Genomic DNA, 22,420 nt, shown 5'->3' with positions numbered 1-22,420 from the left:
TGTTTTACAGTCAATTATTAATCAAAAAAGGTGTAGTACGTGCAGAAATATTTAAATGAAGCGCGTAGTTTGCTCGCTCTAGGGATTCCCGTCATCATCGCTCAATTTTCACAAACTGCGATGGGATTCGTCGATACTGTGATGGCTGGTAAAGCTGGCGCTATTGAAATGTCAGCTGTTGCCGTTGGTACATCAATTTGGTTGCCAACTATTTTGTTTGGTCAGGGTTTATTGCTCGCCTTAACACCAATAGTGGCACACATGAACGGCTCAGGACAAAGACAAAACGTGGCAAGTCAAATCCAACAAGGGTTCTGGCTTGCTACATTTCTTTCCATCTTCATTATCGCTGTACTGTATAACAGCCGATTTATTATTGAAGCACAGCATAATATTGATCCCGCATTGGCAGAAAAGGCAACGAATTTTATCCACGCCATTATGTGGGGAGCTCCGGGCTATTTATTCTTTCAGGTTTTGCGTGGTCAATGTGAAGGGCTATCAAAAACCAAGCCCGGAATGTTAATCGGCATTGCCGGTTTGTTAGTCAATATTCCTGTTAATTATATCTTTATTTACGGAAAATTTGGCGCGCCTGTCTTGGGCGGTGTAGGCTGTGGAGTGGCAACTGCCACGGTTTATTGGGTCATGTTCCTGTTGCTGCTTGCCTATGTGAAGCATTCCCCTTCCCAGAAGGATATTCTGACATTTGACAACTTTTCCAGCCCAGAATGGCACACACAAAAACGTATTTTCCTGCTCGGCTTACCTATCGCTCTGGCAATGTTCTTTGAGGTGACACTTTTTGCTGTTGTTTCACTATTGGTTTCCCCGCTTGGCGTTGTTGCCGTTGCCGGGCACCAAATATCGCTCAATTTCAGCTCGATGATGTTTATGTTCCCATTATCATTGGGGATCGCAGCAACAATCCGGGTTGGCTACAGCCTGGGTAAACAGTCCACCGAAGATGCTAGAGTCGCGGCTTATACCAGTCTGGCTGTGGGTTTAATCTTTGCCTGTATAACAGCCACTTTCACGATCTTGCTCCGCAAACACATCGCATTTATGTATAACGATAATCCTGAAGTTGTTATGCTGGCCTCACACTTAATGCTGTTCGCGGCCATTTACCAACTTTCTGATGCCATTCAGGTTATCGGTTCAGGCGTTCTGCGTGGATATAAAGATACACGCTCTATCTTTGTTATCACTTTCATCTCTTATTGGGGCTTAGGGCTGCCCAGCGGTTATATTTTGGCATTAACTGATTATGTCACTGCCCCCATGGGGCCTCAGGGCTTCTGGATAGGTTTCATTATTGGCTTAACCGCAGCAGCGTTCATGATGGGTTACCGAATTTTATGGACACAAAAACAACCACATCATTTTATTCTGAAACGTTCCACTCGTTAATTCAGTATATTTAGTTGTCATTTTTAAGGGGAAAAGCTGCAAATTTACGCTAAAAGATGCAATTGCGAGCAGTTGAACACGAATTTGCATTTTTCCCCTTGCCAGACGGCTCAGTGATCGTTAATATTCGTTCCCGTTGTCAGCCACAGAAATTTAGATTGCGTCCGTAGCTCAGTTGGTTAGAGCACCACCTTGACATGGTGGGGGTCGGTGGTTCGAGTCCACTCGGACGCACCAAATATCAGGTTGACACAGCAAAATATCATGTGCGTCCGTAGCTCAGTTGGTTAGAGCACCACCTTGACATGGTGGGGGTCGGTGGTTCGAGTCCACTCGGACGCACCAAATATCAGGTTGACACAGCAAAATATCATGTGCGTCCGTAGCTCAGTTGGTTAGAGCACCACCTTGACATGGTGGGGGTCGGTGGTTCGAGTCCACTCGGACGCACCAAATATCAGGTTGACACAGCAAAATATCATGTGCGTCCGTAGCTCAGTTGGTTAGAGCACCACCTTGACATGGTGGGGGTCGGTGGTTCGAGTCCACTCGGACGCACCATAAATCAAAGTTTCTCATCACTAATACCTTCTTAACTATTTACTTCCTTCTCCATTATCACTAATCTGCTTCACCATCACATCCCTATATTTTCAAAAATGATGAATTGTCAACAATACATTCAGCGAACAAAAGATATCGATTATCTCCTGTTTGCGCAACAACCCTCTGATTTATTTAACATAGGCCGAATGATTTTTTTCCTGTCATCGACAAATATCTTCAAGAATTGTTTTTTTGATTCATTTCACAGAAATTAGTCTCTATAATACGCTTATGTCATATGTTGAATGGTTTCAGCCAGTTGATTAAGCGAACTCAGAAAAACTACAGATGATTGATCAAACTAAATCCACATGTTTGCGCATGGCTGGCTTCGCGCAAAAAAACCATTTAACGCTATCCTGCTACCCGTTTTCCATTATGTTGCGCAACTTATACCACCAGTGATGCTGGCATAAATGTCAATGGTTGGCGATTCACTCTTTAAACTCATTTAAACCAGTAGATAGATTGTCATGAAAAAAACCAAAATTGTTTGTACTATCGGGCCAAAAACAGAATCCGAAGAAAAATTGGCTGAACTGCTCAATGCAGGCATGAATGTAATGCGCCTGAATTTTTCCCACGGTGACTACGAAGAACATGGCCAGCGTATTAAAAATATTCGCGCGGTCACAGCGAAAACGGGCAAGAAAGCTGCAATCCTACTGGATACTAAAGGCCCTGAAATTCGCACCATGAAACTGGAAGATGGCAATGACGTTTCCCTCACCGCTGGTCAGACTTTCACCTTCACAACAGATAAAACTGTTATTGGCAATAAAGATCGCGTTGCTGTCACTTACGCCGGGTTGCCGACGGACCTGACATCAGGCAACACAGTATTGGTTGATGATGGTTTAATTGCGATGAAAGTCAAAAGCACCACTGAAACCGAAGTCATCTGTGAGGTATTGAACAATGGCGATTTGGGAGAGAACAAAGGCGTTAACCTGCCAAATGTTTCCATCAACCTGCCAGCGTTGGCAGAAAAAGACAAACAAGATTTAATATTCGGTTGTGAACAAGGTGTCGATTTCATCGCTGCATCTTTCATCCGTAAACGTTCCGATGTTCTGGAGATCCGTGAGCACTTGAAAACCCACGGTGGAGAACATATTCAAATCATTTCCAAAATCGAAAATCAGGAAGGCCTGAATAATTTCGATGAAATTCTGGAAGCATCAGATGGCATCATGGTTGCACGTGGCGATCTGGGTGTTGAGATCCCTGTAGAAGAAGTTATCTTCGCGCAGAAAATGATGATCGAGAAATGTAATGCAGCTCGTAAAGTTGTCATCACTGCAACTCAAATGCTGGATTCAATGATCAAAAACCCGCGCCCTACCCGTGCTGAAGCTGGCGATGTAGCCAATGCAATTTTAGATGGTACTGACGCCGTGATGCTTTCTGGCGAAAGCGCCAAAGGTAAATACCCTGTTGAAGCCGTTTCCATCATGGCAACCATCTGTGAACGCACAGATCGCGTCATGAACAGCCGCATTGAAAGTACCAAGGCACAGAAATTGCGTGTCACTGAAGCTGTTTGTCGCGGAGCAGTAGAAATTGCAGAAAAACTGGAAGCACCACTGATTGTTGTTGCAACCTATGGTGGTAAGTCTGCAAGATCTATCCGTAAATATTTCCCTAATGCCCCTATTCTTGCTTTAACAACAAATGAAATAACTGCCCGCCAGCTGCTGCTGGTCAAAGGCGTTTCCACTCAGATTGTCAAAGAAATTGCTTCTACTGATGATTTCTATCGCATTGGTAAAGAAGCAGCATTGGCTAGCGGCATGGCGCATAGAGGAGATACTGTTGTTATGGTATCCGGCGCATTAGTACCTAGTGGTACAACAAACACCTCTTCTGTCCACGTACTTTAATCCTTTGATACTTACGTGTTCTTACAATGAGAGGCGAAAGCCTCTCATTAATTCCCGGACACAGAAACAAGCAGTTGCGAACAGAACCAGCAAAGCTGGCAACTTGGAATATGAAGGGGATGTATAAAATGGCTCTTGTTTTATTTATGTTACATTCTATTTTATGAAAATATAACAATTTATACACAATCACATCAGGCTAATTTTCTAATTCCGGATTAACCAGACTTTTAACCTCTCTAAACTGGCAAGTACCCCGTATTCCCTTATATAGGGATATTTAGTGTAGAAGCATTTCACTATTTTTATCCACTTATGTTTAAACCACTGCATTTCTCATCGTAATAATTACTATAAATTTATTGATAATTATTCCGTTATCCTTATATCTTTATAGCCCAAAATAGACGATAAACATTTTTTATTAGTAAAATTAAAATAGCAAAAATTAAGTATACTTCAAGTGAATGTGAGGATCTGTTTTGGTTAAAATGTTTACCCTTTTGCCATTTTATTGGCCCATCTCAAAAAATATTACTTTTATCTTGGACAAGTAGATTTTTTTCATAGAAAAAATTTATTCTCTTTCTAAAATAGTTTGTGTAATACTTAGAAGGCTACTTGGAGATTAACTTAATCTAGAGGGTATTATAATGAATCGTACTAAAGTTGTATTTGGTGCAGTAATTCTGGCTTCTACTCTGTTAGCGGGTTGTTCAAGCGCAACAAAAGTCGAACAATTGGCTTCTCAGGTTCAAACTCTGGGTTCTAAAATCGACCAACTGAACAATGACCTCAGTTCTGTCCGTTCTGATGTACAGACAGCTAAAGATGAAGCTGCCCGTGCAAATCAGCGTCTCAACAATCAAGTTCGTTCATACAAAAAATAAACTTGTCACAAATAAAAAATGGCGTGCCAGAGTACGCCATTTTTATTTTCTACAACCCAATTTCTTCTCACCCACACAAACATCCACCATTGCCACACTAGTTCTCCGGCTGATAAATCGGCCCGGGCTGACGTAGTGGGATCACTTTCACCGGTTTGATTTCTGAAGCGATTTCCTCACGAATATCAATTGGCCCGAGTATTTTTTCATCTTCTTGATTATTTTTTTCCAACCCTTTATTCACCATGGTTGGCATCCCTGAACGGCGGATAATGGCCTGATCAACCAGCACTTCATCCGTACCCTGTTGTTCAATAAACTTCATTAAACCTTCAGAGCGAGTCATTGGCATACTTTGCGGATCGTCCATTTCTTTCTGTGAAAGAGGTTGATGAACTTCCACATAACGTTTGCCATCTGGTTCTACTGAATATTTCACGGGTTCATTGATGATTTGAACCCGAGTCCCTTTCGGAACGGTGCGGAATAACGCTTCAATATCATCAGGACGCAAGCGGATGCAACCCGAACTGACACGCATACCAATGCCAAAATTTGCGTTTGTACCATGGATAAGGTATTCACCACGTCCGGCGGACAAACGCAAGGCAAAATCCCCCATTGGATTATCTGGCCCGGCGGGCACTACTGCCGGTAATATAATGCCCCGACTGGCGTAATCCTTACGAATATTCGTGGTGGGAGTCCATGTTGGATTTTTGATTAGCTGGCTTACAGATGTGGTCATTGTTGGTGTATCGCGGCCAAGCTGACCGATACCAATCGGATACACAACAACATGATTTTTCCCTTTCGGAAAATAATAGAGACGAAGTTCAGCCAAATTGATAATAATGCCTTCTCTGGGCGTATCTGGAAGCAACATTTGTGATGGAATCATCAGCTTAAGGCCAGCCTTGGGCAAATACGGGTCAACACCAGGATTGGCTTCCAACATCGCCAATAAACCGATTTGATACTGGGCCGCAACGAATTCCAATGGCAGCCCATCATCAGAAACAGTATATGTTGAGTTTTCCCCAATCAAACGACTTTCAGCAGGGGGTAATGGATACTCAATAGCATGGGCAACACCCGCCAGCCCATTAAACGATAAGGTGCCAATCAAGAACATGCCAATAAGAGTTAAACGTTGCTTCATACATGCTCCTTGAAATGATACTTAAAAGTTTATGATTAACTAATAGACTACTTTGTAGGACTATTCTATCTCAATTCATTACGGAGCGTACCAAATCCACTCCTGCCAGCTCAATGCTGACAGGAACAAGAATATAATGAAAAAACAGGTATGGTGCTTACGATAAGACAGCGGTTGTCAGGCGGGATGTACAGCACAATTGTTGTTGTTCATTGTAAATATCTATCTGCCAAACCTGATGCGACCTTCCCAGATGAATAGGCCTGCACACTCCTTTAACCGTACCTTCACGAACAGATTTAAGGTGGTTGGCATTGATTTCAACTCCCACCACTTTTTGCTCCCCTTCCGAACAAAGATACCCCGCAAATGAACCCAGAGTTTCAGCCAATACCACCGAAGCACCGCCATGCAAAATTCCGAATGGCTGCTTTGTTCGTTGATCGACAGGCATGACTGCTTCAATAAAATCCTCGCCAAGCTGAGTAAACTCAATTCCTACATGCTCTACCATACATTTATCATTCATTTGATTAAGCATATTTATATCTATATTATTGCGCTTCCAAATCACGGTAAGATCTCCAATAAAGCTTGTAACGGATGTTTCAGTTGTTTTCCTTCTATGCGTTTCACCTGACTACGGCATGAATACCCAGTACTCAAACACTGCTCTGAAGTAAGATTTTTCAATGCCGGTGCCCATGAAAGTTTGTAGATGCCAACCGAATTATTGAGGTTTTTCTTTTCATGACCATATGTCCCTGCCATACCGCAACACCCCACACTGACATTATTCAACCTATGACCAAAATGACGGAAGATTTCTCTCCATTGATTACCGCTATTCGGTAATGCCGTCGCTTCTGTACAATGCGCCAATAAATGCCATTCCTGAGTAGTGCCTGAATCATCACACGTATTTTGAGATGCCTTTTCCAGCAAAATTTTATTGATTAACCATTCATGAACTAATTGAACTTCAAAATTTCCCCGTTTATTGCCAAGAATATCATTGTACTCATCCCGGTAGCACAGTACTAAAGCGGGATCAACTCCCACCATTGGGATACCCAGCCGGGCAACCCGATTAAGAAAATCCGCTGTTTTTTGTGCTGTTTTAGCAAACCGACCCAAGAATCCTTTAACGTGCTGAGCCTTGCCGTTAGGTGAAAATGGCAACAATACGGGTTTGTATCCCAGTTTCTCCGCCAGCTGAACAAAGTCAGTGACAACTTTTGCATCGTAATAACTTGTAAAAGGGTCTTGAACAATCAGTACATGCTGAGCACGTTCAGATAATGATAAGCTTTCCAGCTGCTCCAGTGTCGTCCTTGCAGCGTAATGCCCCACCAGCTGCTGCTGCAAGGTTGGATAAGAAAACAATGGTAAATCAACCATGCCAATACTCTGTTGGCTAACTTTTTGTACCCATGGCTGTTTAAGGAAAAAATTAAATATCCGGGGCATTTTAGCCATCAATGGTGCGCTATTCTCAACATTGGCAACAATATGATCACTCAATGGACGCAAATAACGACTATGATAAAGCTCCAGAAAACGGGCACGGAATGAAGGTACATCAATTTTGATCGGGCATTGTGTTGAACAAGACTTACACGCAAGGCAACCTGACATTGATTCTTTCACTTCATGGGAGAAGTCATATTCACCTCGCCTTGCCTGCCAGCTATAGCGTGTTTTCTCAATGAATCCCCGTAAACTGGGGCGTGTTTCTGCTAATCCCTGCTCCAATGATTTGGGGTCAATTCCCTGTTCAGTCAGAAGCCGAAGCCACTCCCTGACCAACGTGGCCCTCCCTTTGGGAGAATGTATTCGATGTTGACTGACCTTCATTGAGGGACACATTGGGCTTTTGACATCAAAATTGAAGCATAAACCGTTGCCGTTACACTCCATAGCGCCACGGAATGCGGTTCTTACATTAACAGGAATGATGCGATCGTAAGTGCCACGCTTAACAGCATCCACTTTCATCATGGGTGCATCAATTTCGATTGGCGGGCAAATCTTCCCCGGATTAAGCCGATTAAATGGGTCAAACGCTGTCTTTATCCGGCGAAGTTCGTGATATAAGGTTTCACCAAAAAAAGCCGGGCTATATTCTGCCCTAAATCCCTTGCCATGCTCTCCCCACAGCAAACCACCATATTTCGCGGTCAAACGAACGATTTCATCAGAAATCTGTTTCATCAGAATTTCCTGTTGGGGATCACACATGTCTAATGCAGGGCGTACATGCAAAACACCAGCATCCACATGCCCGAACATACCGTAATTCAGGTTGTGACTATCCAGAAGTTGGCGAAATTCAGCAATATAATCGGCAAGGTGCTGAGGAGGGACACAAGTATCTTCAACAAATGGAATAGGTTTAGCGGCACCTTTACTGTTACCCAGCAAGCCAACGGATTTTTTCCGCATGGCATAAATGCGTTCAATATCCGTCAAGTCATGGCAAGTCTGATAACCAATAATCCCGGCTTGGTTAGTTGTCATCAGCTCATCAAGTCGCAGGCAGAGGTTCTGGACTTGCAGGTCAATTTGTTCTTTGTCGTTACCGCTGAATTCGACAATATTCAATCCTTGCATCTCCTTATCCGGCACATCCGTAATCAATGCCTTTACGGAATGCCAGATAATATCCTCACGGGCCAAATTAAGGACCTTAGAATCCACTGTTTCCACAGAAAGAGCCTTAGCTTCAACCATGAAAGGCGCGTTGCGCAAAGCGGAATCAAAGGAGTCATATTTGACGTTCACTAATCGCCTGACTTTTGGCAGCGGTGTAATATCCAAAGTTGCTTCAGTAATAAATGCCAGAGTTCCTTCAGACCCCGTCAGGATGCGGGTGAGATCGAATGTTTGCATATCATCACTGAATACATGTCGCAAATCATACCCTGTCAGGAATCGGTTTAGCTCAGGGAATTTTTCAATGATTAACTGGCGGTGTTCACGACAGCGTTCCAACACTGTTTTATACACGCTCCCGATAACCGTTTTTTCCTGAGCAATTGATTCCGCCAATGCGGTGCTCATAGGACGGGTATCGAACATTTCCCCACCCAATAAAACCGCCCTCACGCCCAAAACATGATCAGAGGTTTTTCCATAAACCAGAGATCCCTGCCCGGAAGCATCGGTATTGATCATGCCTCCCAATGTAGCGCGGTTACTGGTAGAAAGTTCAGGAGAGAAAAAATAACTGAAAGGTTTAAGATATTGATTAAGCTGATCTTTGATAACACCAGCTTCAACTTTAACCCAACCTTGCTCTGGATTGATTTCCAGGATACGGTTCATATAGCGGGACATATCCACAACGATACCATTATTGAGGGATTGCCCATTTGTACCCGTTCCTCCACCACGTGGTGTAAATGTCAGGGTTTTAAAACGCTCTTCAGCGGCGATTCTGGTCAGCAATACAACATCAGCGGTAGAACGGGGAAAGACAACGGCTTGCGGCAACAACTGATAAATGCTGTTATCTGTTGCCATAGTCAGCCTGTCGGCATAGCTGCTGGTAGAATCGCCGGTAAAACCAGCTTCTTTCAGTACAGTCAAATATTCCAATGTCAGTTCACTGACATGGGGGGCTTGTGATATACGTGGGATCATTGGCGCGTTGCCCCTTTTTTAATTAGTATCCACATTGCTCTATTTATATACTATCTTGGATAACGTAGCTCAAACATTTTCTGAGCAGGAAGGCTTTTAACAATATCACAATATTTATCTATTTTGAGCAATCAATGAAATAACGTTATATTTGATTACCATTGTTACTGCCAACAGTATTTTAAATTGCACTGAGAAATTATTTCATGGAAAACTCGCAATCACACTACGATTTACCCAAACTATTATTTGCTCTATTTTTCATTTTATTGCTTATTACAACCAGCTTCTGGGTCTTAAGCCCCTTTATTCTGGGCTTTATTTGGGCAGGAATGGTTGTTATCGCTACCTGGCCGCTATTGGAAAAATTACAACGGCGGCTATGGGATAAGCGCTGGATCGCCGTTTCTATCATGACATTACTCTTAGTTTTGTTATTTGTTATACCTATTGCATTGCTTGTCAGCAGTCTGGTGGAAAATAGCGCTCCATTGATTGCATGGGCAAAATCTCCCTCTTCGTTTCAGTTACCGCAATTAGAGTGGCTGAACCGAATACCTGTTGTTGGCGATGATTTATATCATAAATGGACAGATCTCATCGCTGATGGCAGCAACATGCTTTTAAATAAGATTCCACCCTATATTGGTAAAGCAGCAACCTGGTTCTTTACCCAAGCAGCTAATGCCGGTCGTTTTCTTTTCCACTTGGCTCTCATGGTGATGTTCAGCATATTACTTTACTGGAAAGGAGATCTGGTGATGTTGAATGTTCGTCATTTTGCCATCCGACTGGCGGACCAACGGGGTGATGCGGTCGTGCTATTGGCTGCGCAATCTATTCGTGCTGTGGCTCTTGGTGTCGTTGTCACCGCATTGGTGCAAGCTATTGCAGGTGGAATTGGTCTGGCAATCGCGGGAATTCCCTATCCCATGATCCTTACTGTTGTGATGTTTGTGTGTTGTGTTGCCCAACTCGGGCCTCTGTTAGTCCTTATTCCCTCTATTGCATGGCTTTATTGGACAGGAGAAACAACATGGGGAACTATTTTAATCATCTGGAGCCTGGTCCTCACCACAATGGATGGTGTACTTCGCCCTTTCCTCATCCGTCTTGGTGCAGATTTGCCCATGGTTTTAATTCTTACCGGAGTGATCGGAGGCATACTTTCGTTAGGTGTCATCGGACTATTTATAGGCCCTGTCGTACTGGCTGTTTCTTATCGTTTGCTACTGGCATGGATGAATGAAGTTCCTAAACCCGAAAGTAAAATGACAGATACTGAAACTTACTTTAAAGAAAAGAATATCAAGTGATCAAATAACTGCGCAGGAATATTATTTTCCTGCGCAATTATCAGAATAACGAATACATATCCCTCTTGCTTATCATAAATATAAATTCATATTTTAAAATAAATAAAACCCCCTACCAAATTGTTAAAAAAACGTTATTTCGCTGAAATTTATTTTTATAATTCCTATTTATTAAGAGGATTCTTAAAGAATAAACTCATTTATTAAATTAGTATTCTCTCTATCGAAACGTATGTTTCCCAGCGAATTGCTAGCCCGGCTTATAAACGCCATAGGCTGGGTAGTGTGAAGCAAAAATATATTGCTGTGTGTAGTCTTTGCCTGTCAGCCCATGATAGGCTTTTTTTTTAGATAATTTTTATACTTTTGCTCTTTTTAATTAATCATCCGTGTTAAAAAATATTATGTTATACAGAATATAAAAGCCCACAGTTATTTTAGCAGGCTTTTAATTCATCTCGGCTTTCTCTTCAACTCATTATTTTTCAGCTAAAGAAACCCAAGTTTTTACGACTGTATCAGGATTCAAGGATAAACTATCAATTCCTTCCTTCATTAGCCATTCCGCAAAATCTTCATGGTCTGAAGGGCCTTGTCCACAAATTCCAACATATTTCCCCTGGCGTTTTGCGGCCTGAATTGCCATCGACAAGAGTTGCTTAACGGCGTCATTACGTTCATCAAATAATTCAGAAACTACGCCAGAATCCCTGTCTAAGCCCAACGCCAATTGGGTCATATCATTTGAGCCAATAGAGAAACCATCAAAATGTTCGAGAAATTGATCAGCCAACAATGCATTTGATGGGATCTCACACATCATAATGACTTTCAGGCCATTTTCACCGCGTTTCAGCCCCTGAGAAGCTAACTCTGCCACTACCGCTTCAGCCTGAGCCACTGTACGCACGAATGGAATCATTACCTCTACATTCGTTAGCCCCATTGTATTACGCACCCGCTTGATGGCTTCACACTCAAGAGCAAAACACTGGCGGAAGTTATCAGAGACATAACGCCCCGCGCCCCGAAAACCCAGCATCGGGTTTTCTTCGTGCGGTTCATACATATCCCCGCCCACTAAATTTGCATATTCATTGGATTTAAAATCAGACAAACGGACAATCACCCGCTTAGGCCAGAATGCAGCGGCTAACGTTGCAATTCCTTCTGTCAATTTTCCGACATAAAACTCAATCGGATCATCATATCCAACCATTAATGATTTGATCTGTGCTTGCAGTTCAGGAGATTGCCGGGAAAACTCGAGTAAGGCACGTGGGTGAACCCCAATCATCCGGTTAATGATAAATTCCAAACGCGCCAAACCGACACCTTCATTCGGTAAGCAAGCAAAATCAAATGCACGGTCTGGGTTACCCACATTCATCATGATCTTGACATCTAATTTTGGCAGCTCATCAACCTGAGAACTCTGGATACTGAAATCCAATTTATTCTGATAAACAAAACCCGTATCACCTTCCGAGCAAGAGACAGTCACCAGCTGGCCTTCTTTCAGGCGCTCAGTCGCATCTCCGCAACCAACAACCGCAGGTATGCCCAATTCACGGGCTATGATCGCCGCGTGACATGTACGCCCACCGCGATTGGTCACGATGGCCGAGGCTTTTTTCATGATAGGTTCCCAATCCGGGTCCGTCATGTCAGTCACCAATACATCGCCAGCCTGAATACGGTCCATTTCGCCAAGATCATGGATAACCTTGACACAGCCAACACCGATACGATGCCCGATTGCCCGGCCTTCCACCAGCACATCACCTTGTTCATTCAGTTGGTAGCGCTCCATGACTTGCTGGTTTGAACGCACGGTTTCCGGACGGGCCTGCACAATATACAACCTGCCATTGTGCCCATCTCTTGCCCACTCAATATCCATCGGGCGCCCATAATGCTTTTCAATCAATAGGGCTTGTTTGGCCAGTTCTTCGACTTCACTGTCAGTCAACGAGAAACGATTACGCAATTCATCCGGAACATCTTCTGTACGTACTTGCTTACCATGTTCCTGGCTATCGGCATAAACCATACGTATTTTTTTAGAGCCAAGATTACGACGAACGATCGCCGGGCGATTATTTACCAATGTCGGTTTATGGACATAAAACTCATCCGGATTGACAGCCCCCTGCACCACCATTTCACCCAATCCGTAGGCTGATGTAATGAATACGACCTGATCAAAACCGGATTCAGTATCAATCGTGAACATGACACCTGACGAGGCCAGATCAGAGCGAACCATCCGTTGAACCCCCGCAGAAAGAGCAACACCACGGTGGTCATACCCCTGATGGACACGGTAAGAAATCGCACGATCATTAAAGAGGGATGCAAAGACATGTTTGATGGCCACCATGACCGCATCAATACCCTGAACATTCAGGAAGGTTTCCTGCTGCCCAGCAAAAGAGGCATCCGGCATATCTTCTGCTGTGGCGGAAGAGCGCACGGCAAAAGAGGCATCAGGTTCACCTTCAGACAATTGCAGATAGGCATCACGAATATCTTCTTCAAGTTGAGCCGTAAACGGTGTATCAATCACCCACTGGCGGATCTGCGCGCCAGTTCTGGCCAGCTGATTGACATCATCAACATTGGTTTCATCCAGCAACTGATAAATACGTTGGTTTACACCACTTTGTTCCAGAAAATCATTAAATGCCTGTGCAGTGGTTGCAAAACCATTAGGAACAGACACACCCAGTTCAGCCAAATTGGTAATCATCTCACCAAGAGAAGCATTCTTACCACCGACCCGATTAACATCGTTCATACCTAATTGGTTATACCAAAGTACATTGCTGGGAATGAGGCCATTATTGGACATTGGGAGCTATCCTTTTTACATTCAGAGATACAAATCGGAAAAATTAAAGCTGTTTTTCACAGCAGAAAATAGCCTAGCACAGAGTACTACCAGATATGGAAAGGTGAATCGATCAACCCAACAATATTATTTTTTTACGCGTATAATCGATAAACTGATTTTAGCTGACAACGCCCGATAAAAACGATTCAGCCAATGATGCCATAAAATCCGATACCTCATAATCTATTCAACAACCACTAAAGAACAAGACAATGATAGAAACAAATCCCCATGTAATCCCAAAAGATGAAATATTAAATCGCAGTGTGTTTTTTGTTTCCGATGGTACCGCAATTACCGCGGAAGTATTAGGCCATGCGGTATTGTCCCAATTCCCTATCGCGATTACCTCCTATACCTTACCTTTTGTCACAAACAAAATGAGGGCAGAAGAAGTTCGGGATCAAATAAACGCGATATACCAGCGAACACAAATAAAGCCATTAGTTTTTTATTCTATTATTTCAGATGAGATAAAAAGCATTATCACTCTCAGCGATGGTTTCTGTCAGGATATTGTCCAAACTCTGGTTGCACCATTGCAGCAAGAAATAGGTTTAGAGCCGAAACCGGAATTACACCGAACACATGGCCTGTCGCCTAAAAACCTGAGTCAGTACGATGCCCGCATTGCGGCCATTGATTATGCACTCGCCCATGATGATGGTGTTTCATTACGCAATCTTGACCAAGCTCAAGTCATCATTCTTGGCGTATCCCGCTGCGGCAAAACACCGACCAGCCTCTATCTTGCGATGCAATTCGGCATTCAGGCCGCAAATTATCCTTTTACTGCGGATGATATGGACAATCTCCAGTTGCCCGCCGCCCTGAAATCTTTCCAGCATAAATTATTTGGCCTGACCATTAATCCTGAAAGGCTTGCCGCTATACGGGAAGAGCGGCGCGAGAACAGTCGTTATGCCTCATTACGGCAATGTCGTGTCGAACTTGCTGAGGTTGAAGCTTTATTTCGCAAAAATAAAATTCATTATTTAAATACCACTAATTATTCTGTCGAAGAAATTTCAACCAAGATTATTGACAGTATGGGGTTAAAGCGCCGTATGTTCTGATCTCTCAATTCACTATGCCTCACAGTCCCATAAACTGTGTTTGCCACATTTTCTTGTGCAAATATCATATATTCTATTGAATTTGCTGAAGGTTGAGTTATTGTGATTTCAGTCTCTTCGGACGCGGTTTCATGTGAAGTAAAATTTGAGAAAATATATGCACAAAACAGATGAATTAAGAACCCACCGCATTGATAGCCTGATAACACCTAAAGAACTTGCCGAACAATATCCCATATCAGAAAAGATCCTGCAAAATGTGACATTGTCACGAAAGCGCATTGAATTGATTCTGTCAGGCAATGACCCGCGTTTATTGGTTATCATTGGCCCCTGCTCCATCCATGATGTCGATGCAGCCCTGGAGTATGCCACCCGCTTGCAAGGATTGCGTGAAAAATACCAGCATCAACTGGAAATTGTCATGCGTACCTATTTCGAAAAGCCGAGAACGGTTGTGGGCTGGAAAGGTTTAATTTCCGATCCCATGCTAGACGGTTCCTGTCAGGTCAATAAAGGGATCTCACTTGCCCGCAAGCTGCTGATTGATATCAATGAATTGGGCGTGCCTACTGCCACGGAATTTTTGGATATGGTTATCGGCCAATACATCGCTGATTTAATTAGCTGGGGAGCAATTGGCGCCAGAACAACGGAAAGTCAGATTCATCGGGAAATGGCTTCAGCCTTGTCATGCCCCGTTGGGTTTAAAAATGGAACAGATGGCAATACACGGATAGCCATTGATGCAGTTCGTGCAGCTCAAGCCAAACATATGTTCCTTTCCCCTGATAAAAACGGTCAAATGACCATTTATCAAACCAGCGGAAACCCTTATGGGCATATCATCATGCGGGGCGGGAAAACGCCTAATTATCATGCAGAAGATATCGCTACAACCTGCCATAAGTTACGTGAATTCCATTTACCCGAGCGTCTCATTGTGGATTGCAGTCATGCTAATTGCCAGAAAATCCATATTCGTCAACTGGATGTTGCAAAGAATATCTGTGAACAAATTCAATCGGGTTCAACCGCAATTGCCGGAGTCATGGCTGAAAGCTTTTTGGTTGAAGGAACACAGCAAGTGATTAAAGGAGAATCATTAACCTACGGGCAATCCATTACCGATCCCTGCCTTGGCTGGCAGGATACTGAACAATTTATCAGCATTCTTGCCGATACCGTTAAAAATCATATCTGAACGCCTAGCTTATACTGGCTCCTGTTACTGTCGGAGTCAGTAACCATCTCCAAATAACTCATTTAATATCAACATATTAACTCTTAATTCTGGGTATGGATAAAAATAACTTGAAGTTAGCCTTAATTGAAACGATAATTATTCTCAATATCAGAATAATTATCGTTCAAGATTTATATGGGAAAATTAACTTATTATCAACGTTGCTATATTTATCCTCTACAACAGCAGATTATTCCTGAATTAACCTGTAATTCAGGAAAACGTATAAAACGCAATTGTATTGATGGTCAGCAACAATTTGAAAAGCCATATGCTATGAACGCTGACAATCGCAACATACTTCCCGGTCAATTCCGACCAAATTCAGCACATTTATTCTAACGCGATAGAAATTCCGGATATTTCACCTACTCAATATCAATATGGTGCCCAGTTAGTTTTGTTTATAAAAAAACAATTAAAACGTGGAGATTAACCTGAATGGCTTCAATAAAACCATCAAACCTGAAATTATCTACATTAAGTGTCGTTATTTTAGCAAGCTTATCTTCTGCCAATGCTGCAACACCGCCTTCTGAAGAAAAACACACACCATCTACAGATATCTTAACCGTATATGCTACGGGTAATCAGCGTGATAGTTTTGAAGCTCCTATGATGGTTACGGTCATTGAAAATAATTCAGCCACCAGCCGGGTTGCAGGTAATGCCAATGAATTACTCAGCAAAATTCCGGGCATTGAGATTTCGGGTGCAGGTCGTGCCAATGGGCAAGATATCAATATGAGAGGTTACGGCCCGAAAGGTGTTTTAACTCTCGTAGACGGCATCCGGCAAGGAACAGATACCGGGCACATTGGAGGCGTATTTCTCGATCCTGCTTTAATTAAACAAGTCGAAGTCGTTCGCGGCCCATCCGCATTGCTACATGGCAGCGGTGCTCTGGGAGGTGTTATCGCTTTTCAGACGGTCGATGCCGCTGATTTATTGGAAGCAGGCAGAAATCATGGTTTTCGTGTCTTTAGCCGGGCAACAAGCGGTGACCACAGTCTGGGGTTTGGAGGCTCTGCATTTGGCAAAACCGAACAATTTGATGGCTTGTTTGCATTTGGTACGCGTGACGTGGGCAATATCCGCTATGGGAGCGGCTTACAAGGCCCTAATGATGAAACCATGGGCAATTTACTGGCAAAAGGCACCTGGAAAATAGATGATAGCCAAAAAATCAGCGGCAATCTGCGTTATTACCACAATGAAACACATCAGCCCAAAAACCCACAAAAACCTTTTGCCACTAAAAATACAGACGCATGGGTAAAACGCACAACCTCTCAACGGGATGCCCAACTGACTTATCAGTTAAATCCTTCTGCGTATAATTGGTTGAATGCTCAGGCAGATATCTATTACTCCGACATTAATATCAATACTAAGTCTAAGAAAAGGGGCTTTGAGGGTCGCCAGCAAGAAACTTATGGTATAAAACTTGAGAATCGTTCCCATTTGGCGACAACTTCTTTTGCGGCGCATCAATTTACCTATGGCGGCGAAATCTATAAACAAAAACAAAAGCCAAGTAGCCACATTGTTATCGGCTTTCCTGACGCAAGCATTCGTTTTGCATCGGGCTGGTTTCAAGATGAAATAACTCTGCGTGATCTCCCCGTTTCATTGATTGCTGGTACACGTTACGATAATTACACCGCGTCAAACAGCAAATACCCCGAAATCAATACCGATAAATGGTCATCAAAAGGTGCCATCAGCATTACGCCAACCGATTGGTCAATGTTGTTCGCTTCCTATGCGCAAGCATTCCGTGCTCCAAGCATGGGGGAAATATATAACGATTCCATGCACTATGCTTTCATGAACTGGACTCCCAACCCAAATCTGCGCCCGGAAAGTAATGCAACTCAAGAATATGGCTTTGGACTGCGTTTTGATGATGTGTTTACCAGCAATGACGGACTGAAATTCAAGGCCAGTTATTTTGATACTCATGCCAAAGATTACATCACAAGCCACATTGATTTTAAGAAAGGGCTGATGCAATCCATCAACATTCCAAAATCTAAAATTTGGGGATGGGATGTGACAATGACATATGGCTCTGACTGGTTTACATGGGACTTGGCCTACAATCGCACAAAAGGAAAAGATGAAAAAACAGGGGAATCCATCGCGGCCCTGAGTCCTGATACAGTCACCAGCACATTGGATATTCCCTTGCCCAATACAAACTTTTCCATTGGCTGGATTGGCCAATTCGCCCGACACACCCAACCTAAAGGCGTCAATGGCACTGATATAGACAGTATCGGCCTGAAAGTACACCAATATCCGGGTTACGGTACTAATGATTTCTATATCAGCTATCACGGTAATGGCATCTTCAAAGGATTAACTACCTCAGCCGTACTGGCTAATGCCTTTGACAAAGAATATTACTCTCCGCAAGGTACACCACAAAGCGGGCGCAATGCTAAGTTATTCGTCAGCTATCAGTGGTAAATCGCAACAAAACACTTTATTCACTTTAAATCGATCTTTATTTGAAAAAAACCGTTTTTAAGGAGCTAGCAACTGTGACTCAATCACTTTATGAACGTTACCAACAAGCCAAAGCAGATAACAAAGCAAAATATGCGCGTGATTTGGCCGCTTACCTCAATGTCAGTGAAGGAGAATTATTGCATTGCCGTGTTGGTATTGATGCAAAACGTTTGAACATTGACGCTCCTGCCCTGCTTCAGGAATTGGCGGTGGTTGGTGAAACTAAAGCGATTACCCGCAATGATTTCGCTGTTCATGAACATATTGGTCGTTACGAAAACACGAAATTCAGCCAAAATGTCGGTTTGATCCTCAATCCACGTGAGCTGGATCTGCGCCTGTTCTTTATGCACTGGAGCAGCATTTTCTCTTTGGTAGAACCGGCCAAGAACGGTATGCGCCACAGCATTCAGTTCTTTGATCGTCAGGGTGATGCCTTACATAAGGTTTATACAACCAAAGATACAGATATGGCAGCGTGGGATGCATTGATCGAAAAATATCAAACCCATGAAAACCCAGCGCTGGACATTCAGCAGGAAGAACTCCCTGAACATGCTGAAGTTACCGAACAACTGAAAACACAATTAGATGAAGAGTGGCGGGCAATGACTGACGTTCACCAATTTTTCATCATGATGAAACGTAACAACATGAACCGCCAGCAGATTTTTAATGCCGTTAAAGATGACTTGGCCTATCGTGTAGAAAACTCAGCGTTATCCCAGCTCATTGGAACCGCACATAAAGATCAAAACGAAATTATGATTTTTGTCGGAAACCGTGGCTGTACCCAAATCTTTACCGGCAAGCTTGAGCGTTTGATGCCCTATCAGGAAGAAAATGGCGGGCAGAAATGGATCAATATTTTTAACCAGCACTTTACCTTGCACCTGATTGAAAGTGCCATCGCAGAAAGTTGGGTTACCCGCAAGCCAACAAGTGACGGTTTTGTCACCAGCCTGGAGTTATTTGATGCCAATGGCAATCAGATTGCCCAGTTATACGGTCAGCGTACTGAAGGAACTCCTGAACAGACTCAGTGGCGTGAACAAATTGCCGCTTTACCTAAACTGCAATCAGAACAGGAAACTTGTATAGCATGAAAAAGTGGCTTCTAACATTTATGCTTGCCATCTCCAGTAATGGGTTCTCTGCTGAACGCATTGTGAGCATTGGTGGCGATGTATCCGAAATTGTTTTTGCACTTGGCGAAGGACAGCGTGTTGTCGCAAGGGACAGTACCAGCCTGAATCCCAAAGAAATACGTTCTCTGCCTGATGTCGGGTATATGAGGATGCTGAATTCAGAGGGAATTTTATCCATGCACCCATCTCTGGTGCTCGCAAGTGAACTGGCTCAACCTTCTCTGGCACTCAAGCAAGTCGAAGATTCCGGTGTAAAAGTGATTAAAGTGACCAGCGAAATTTCGTTAGAAGCCGTTCCTGAAAAAATCATGACCGTCGCTAAGGCGGTCAACCAGGAAAAACGCGGTGACGCGTTGGCAGCACAATATCAACAACAGCTGGCGGATATCAATACATCGAATATTCCCATCAACATCATTTATGTCATGAGCCACGGGGGTATCACGCCCATGGCAGCCGGTCAGCACACAGCCGCAGATAAAATTATTCACGCCATCGGGGCAAAGAATGCAATGCAAGGTTTTCAGGGGTACCGACCGTTATCCCAGGAAGGGGTTATCGCCAGTAAACCCGATTTACTGCTGATAAGCACCGAAGGAGTGAAAACATTGGGTGGCATGGAAAAAATCTGGCAACTTCCTGGTTTAAAATTCACACCTGCCGGTCAGAAAAAGCAAGTTGTCGTGGTTGATGAAATGGGCCTGCTTGGATTTGGCCTTCAAACTCCCGCTGTAATGAAACAAGTCCGTGAGGCCGCGGAGAGAGTGCAATGAGTCGTACCCAATCTCCCGGTACCGGTTTAGTGGTACTGGGTTTTTTGTTGTTCTTTTTAGCCATTAGCTCAGCCAATATGGGAGCATTGCCACTCTCCTTCAAAACGCTGTGGGGTTCCTCGCTGGATGATCCACAATGGCAAATTTGGCTCAATATCCGGTTGCCGCGTATTTTATTGGCAATCCTTGTCGGATGTGCGCTGGCCGTATCCGGTGCCGTGATGCAAGGACTGTTCCGCAATCCTCTGGCTGATCCAGGATTATTGGGGATCAGCAGCGGTGCAGCATTAACCGTCGCGATGGTCATTGTGCTGCCCTTTACTTTGCCTGCGGGTATTGCTTTATACGGGCACATTATTGCGGCTTTTGTTGGCAGTTTATTGGTTTCTTTCTTAATATTCTCTCTCAACAAATACAATCAGGGGAATCTCTCAAAGCTCTTGCTTGCAGGTGTTGCCATCAACGCGCTGTGTATGTCATTTATTGGCGTATTAAGCTACATCAGTAATGACCAGCAATTACGCCAGTTCACTATCTGGATGATGGGGTCGCTGAGCCAGATCGAATGGCCAACACTGATTATCGCAGCATCACTGATTATTCCCGTTTGTCTATTCACATTCAGCCAGTCACGAAAACTGAATTTGCTGCAATTGGGCGATGAAGAAGCACACTATTTAGGCATTAATGTTCAACGGACGAAATATCAATTATTGCTGCTCAGTGCCCTATTGATTGGATGTGCTGTTGCTCTGACAGGAGTGATTGGCTTTGTTGGTTTGGTGATACCACACCTTATCAGGCTGAGATTTGGCGGTGATCATACTTGGCTACTGCCACTATCAGCCGTGGGAGGATCATGCCTTTTGTTAACCGCCGATACTTTGGCCAGAACATTAGTTGCTCCCGCTGAAATGCCGGTAGGGCTTATCACCGGTTTGATAGGTGCTCCCTATTTTTTATGGCTTATCCTCAAGCCATCAGGAAGCCGTTTATAATGGAACCGGCCATGTCAGATATTTTACTTGAAGCCCAAAATTTACATTATTCCATCGGGCAACGTCAGATAATCAGAGATGTATCACTTTCCATGCATCAGGGGGAAGTTGTTGCGATCATTGGACCCAATGGAGCCGGGAAATCTACGTTGTTGCGGCTCCTAACAGGTTATATTCCCCCCTATTCAGGAAAATGCCTGTTAAAGGGCATTCCTATTTCTCAATGGCCCACTCAACAGTTGGCACGTATTCGTGCTGTGATGCGACAATATAGCTCCCTTTCTTTTCCTTTTAGTGTGGAAGAAGTGATTGCCATGGGACGTGTCCCCCATGAAAATAGCCATAATAAAATCGCCATCGATACCGCCATTACATTGACAAAATGCGAAGAGCTACGAAACAGAAATTATTCGCAGCTATCCGGAGGGGAGCAACAACGGGTGCAATTGGCCAGAGTTTTAGCTCAACTTTGGCATCCGGAACCTACAGAATCGTGCCTATTCCTTGATGAACCTACTTCTGCTTTGGATCTTTATCACCAACAACATACATTGCGGTTGGTTCGCCATCTGACGCGGCAAAGTCCTCTTGCGGTCTGCTGTGTATTGCATGATTTGAATCTGGCAGCCCTTTATGCCGACAAAATTATCCTGTTGCATAAAGGGAAACTAGTTGCATCCGGCACTCCACAAGATGTACTTCGTGATGAGATCCTCACGCAGTGGTATCAGGCAGACTTAGGGGTAACACAACACCCTGAAACCCACCAACCACAAATTTATCTCAGACAATAAAAAACATTGGTTATTCTTTATCCATCAAAAGATTTAATCAAAAAAGGCAAGTTTTGC

Annotated in this window: 15 protein-coding genes and 4 tRNA genes; 15 read left to right on the top strand and 4 right to left on the bottom strand. The window is 43.5% G+C overall.

All coding sequences use genetic code 11. The features are described from left to right. Nucleotides 1–39: 39 nt before the first annotated feature. The 7 genes from Xsze_RS15270 (at nt 40) to Xsze_RS15240 (ending at nt 4,792) form a co-directional block, all read left to right on the top strand. Nucleotides 40–1,413 (top strand): MATE family efflux transporter, encoded by a 1,374-nt coding sequence (locus Xsze_RS15270; RefSeq protein WP_038233880.1) that lies wholly within the window; start codon nt 40–42, stop codon nt 1,411–1,413. 160 nt (nt 1,414–1,573) lie between these two features. After that, nucleotides 1,574–1,650, top strand: a tRNA-Val gene (locus tag Xsze_RS15265). 31 nt (nt 1,651–1,681) lie between these two features. After that, a tRNA-Val gene (locus tag Xsze_RS15260) sits at nt 1,682–1,758 on the top strand. Between the two features lie 31 nt (nt 1,759–1,789). Continuing rightward, nucleotides 1,790–1,866: transfer RNA gene (locus Xsze_RS15255), tRNA-Val, on the top strand. A 31-nt stretch (nt 1,867–1,897) separates the two neighbouring features. Then, a tRNA-Val gene (locus Xsze_RS15250) sits at nt 1,898–1,974 on the top strand. A gap of 518 nt (nt 1,975–2,492) precedes the next feature. Continuing rightward, nucleotides 2,493–3,902 (top strand): pyruvate kinase PykF, encoded by a 1,410-nt coding sequence (pykF, locus tag Xsze_RS15245; RefSeq protein WP_038233881.1) that lies wholly within the window; start codon nt 2,493–2,495, stop codon nt 3,900–3,902. A 653-nt stretch (nt 3,903–4,555) separates the two neighbouring features. After that, nucleotides 4,556–4,792 carry a major outer membrane lipoprotein gene (locus tag Xsze_RS15240; RefSeq protein WP_038233883.1) on the top strand — a complete coding sequence of 79 codons (237 nt, stop codon included), beginning with the start codon at nt 4,556–4,558 and terminating at the stop codon, nt 4,790–4,792. Between the two features lie 97 nt (nt 4,793–4,889). On the opposite strand, the gene Xsze_RS15235 is transcribed toward Xsze_RS15240, so the two are convergent. The 3 genes from Xsze_RS15235 to ydiJ all read right to left on the bottom strand — a co-directional run bounded on the left by Xsze_RS15235 (nt 4,890) and on the right by ydiJ (nt 9,599). Then, nucleotides 4,890–5,954, bottom strand: coding sequence for a L,D-transpeptidase family protein (locus Xsze_RS15235; protein WP_038233885.1), 1,065 nt, complete (start codon nt 5,952–5,954; stop codon nt 4,890–4,892). Between the two features lie 157 nt (nt 5,955–6,111). Next, nucleotides 6,112–6,528 carry a hotdog fold thioesterase gene (locus Xsze_RS15230; protein WP_038233887.1) on the bottom strand — a complete coding sequence of 139 codons (417 nt, stop codon included), beginning with the start codon at nt 6,526–6,528 and terminating at the stop codon, nt 6,112–6,114. Then, complete coding sequence (gene ydiJ, locus Xsze_RS15225; protein ID WP_038233888.1) at nt 6,525–9,599, bottom strand: D-2-hydroxyglutarate dehydrogenase YdiJ; 3,075 nt, start codon at nt 9,597–9,599, stop codon at nt 6,525–6,527. Before ydiJ ends, Xsze_RS15230 begins: the two co-directional genes overlap by 4 nt. Before the next feature lie 206 nt (nt 9,600–9,805). Here ydiJ and ydiK point away from each other — a divergent pair, with 206 nt between their 5' ends. Further along, entirely contained in the window at nt 9,806–10,915 is a 1,110-nt protein-coding gene (gene ydiK, locus Xsze_RS15220) for an AI-2E family transporter YdiK (protein ID WP_038233891.1), read from the top strand. Nucleotides 10,916–11,393: 478 nt separating this feature from the next. Here the strand turns inward: ydiK and ppsA are convergent, their stop codons facing one another. After that, a complete protein-coding gene (ppsA, locus tag Xsze_RS15215) occupies nt 11,394–13,769 on the bottom strand; it encodes a phosphoenolpyruvate synthase (RefSeq protein WP_038233893.1) in 2,376 nt (791 codons plus the stop codon). 254 nt (nt 13,770–14,023) lie between these two features. Between ppsA and ppsR the strand changes: the two genes are divergently transcribed. From ppsR to Xsze_RS15175, 7 genes are all read left to right on the top strand, one after another. Continuing rightward, nucleotides 14,024–14,887, top strand: a complete 864-nt coding sequence (ppsR, locus tag Xsze_RS15210; protein ID WP_038233895.1) for a posphoenolpyruvate synthetase regulatory kinase/phosphorylase PpsR — start codon at nt 14,024–14,026, stop codon at nt 14,885–14,887. 157 nt (nt 14,888–15,044) lie between these two features. Further along, a complete protein-coding gene (locus Xsze_RS15205; RefSeq protein WP_038233897.1) occupies nt 15,045–16,091 on the top strand; it encodes a 3-deoxy-7-phosphoheptulonate synthase in 1,047 nt (348 codons plus the stop codon). Nucleotides 16,092–16,574: 483 nt separating this feature from the next. After that, the gene (locus Xsze_RS15195; protein ID WP_038233902.1) at nt 16,575–18,608 is read left to right on the top strand and encodes a TonB-dependent hemoglobin/transferrin/lactoferrin family receptor; all 2,034 of its coding nucleotides are present in this window, start codon (nt 16,575–16,577) and stop codon (nt 18,606–18,608) included. A 74-nt stretch (nt 18,609–18,682) separates the two neighbouring features. Beyond that, nucleotides 18,683–19,756, top strand: coding sequence for a hemin-degrading factor (locus Xsze_RS15190; RefSeq protein WP_038233905.1), 1,074 nt, complete (start codon nt 18,683–18,685; stop codon nt 19,754–19,756). Then, entirely contained in the window at nt 19,753–20,571 is an 819-nt protein-coding gene (locus Xsze_RS15185) for a heme/hemin ABC transporter substrate-binding protein (protein WP_038233907.1), read from the top strand. Before Xsze_RS15190 ends, Xsze_RS15185 begins: the two co-directional genes overlap by 4 nt. Continuing rightward, nucleotides 20,568–21,569 (top strand): FecCD family ABC transporter permease, encoded by a 1,002-nt coding sequence (locus tag Xsze_RS15180; RefSeq protein WP_099138154.1) that lies wholly within the window; start codon nt 20,568–20,570, stop codon nt 21,567–21,569. The genes Xsze_RS15185 and Xsze_RS15180 overlap by 4 nt, the downstream gene beginning before the upstream one ends. Next, entirely contained in the window at nt 21,569–22,363 is a 795-nt protein-coding gene (locus Xsze_RS15175) for a heme ABC transporter ATP-binding protein (RefSeq protein ID WP_038233909.1), read from the top strand. The genes Xsze_RS15180 and Xsze_RS15175 overlap by 1 nt, the downstream gene beginning before the upstream one ends. Nucleotides 22,364–22,420: the final 57 nt, after the last annotated feature.

The sequence above is a fragment of the Xenorhabdus szentirmaii DSM 16338 genome (genome assembly GCF_002632585.1).
Classification (GTDB): domain Bacteria; phylum Pseudomonadota; class Gammaproteobacteria; order Enterobacterales; family Enterobacteriaceae; genus Xenorhabdus; species Xenorhabdus szentirmaii.
Note: the sequence above shows the minus strand (reverse complement) of the source record. Positions and strands in the feature narration are given on the sequence as shown.

Coding starts and splice junctions, on each gene's coding strand:
- pykF (WP_038233881.1), top strand. CDS start 2,493: ATGAAAAAAACCAAAATTGTTTGTACTATCGGGCCAAAAACAGAATCC.
- Xsze_RS15240 (WP_038233883.1), top strand. CDS start 4,556: ATGAATCGTACTAAAGTTGTATTTGGTGCAGTAATTCTGGCTTCTACT.
- Xsze_RS15235 (WP_038233885.1), bottom strand. CDS start 5,954: ATGAAGCAACGTTTAACTCTTATTGGCATGTTCTTGATTGGCACCTTA.
- ydiJ (WP_038233888.1), bottom strand. CDS start 9,599: ATGATCCCACGTATATCACAAGCCCCCCATGTCAGTGAACTGACATTG.
- ydiK (WP_038233891.1), top strand. CDS start 9,806: ATGGAAAACTCGCAATCACACTACGATTTACCCAAACTATTATTTGCT.
- ppsA (WP_038233893.1), bottom strand. CDS start 13,769: ATGTCCAATAATGGCCTCATTCCCAGCAATGTACTTTGGTATAACCAA.
- ppsR (WP_038233895.1), top strand. CDS start 14,024: ATGATAGAAACAAATCCCCATGTAATCCCAAAAGATGAAATATTAAAT.
- Xsze_RS15205 (WP_038233897.1), top strand. CDS start 15,045: ATGCACAAAACAGATGAATTAAGAACCCACCGCATTGATAGCCTGATA.
- Xsze_RS15195 (WP_038233902.1), top strand. CDS start 16,575: ATGGCTTCAATAAAACCATCAAACCTGAAATTATCTACATTAAGTGTC.
- Xsze_RS15185 (WP_038233907.1), top strand. CDS start 19,753: ATGAAAAAGTGGCTTCTAACATTTATGCTTGCCATCTCCAGTAATGGG.
- Xsze_RS15180 (WP_099138154.1), top strand. CDS start 20,568: ATGAGTCGTACCCAATCTCCCGGTACCGGTTTAGTGGTACTGGGTTTT.
- Xsze_RS15175 (WP_038233909.1), top strand. CDS start 21,569: ATGGAACCGGCCATGTCAGATATTTTACTTGAAGCCCAAAATTTACAT.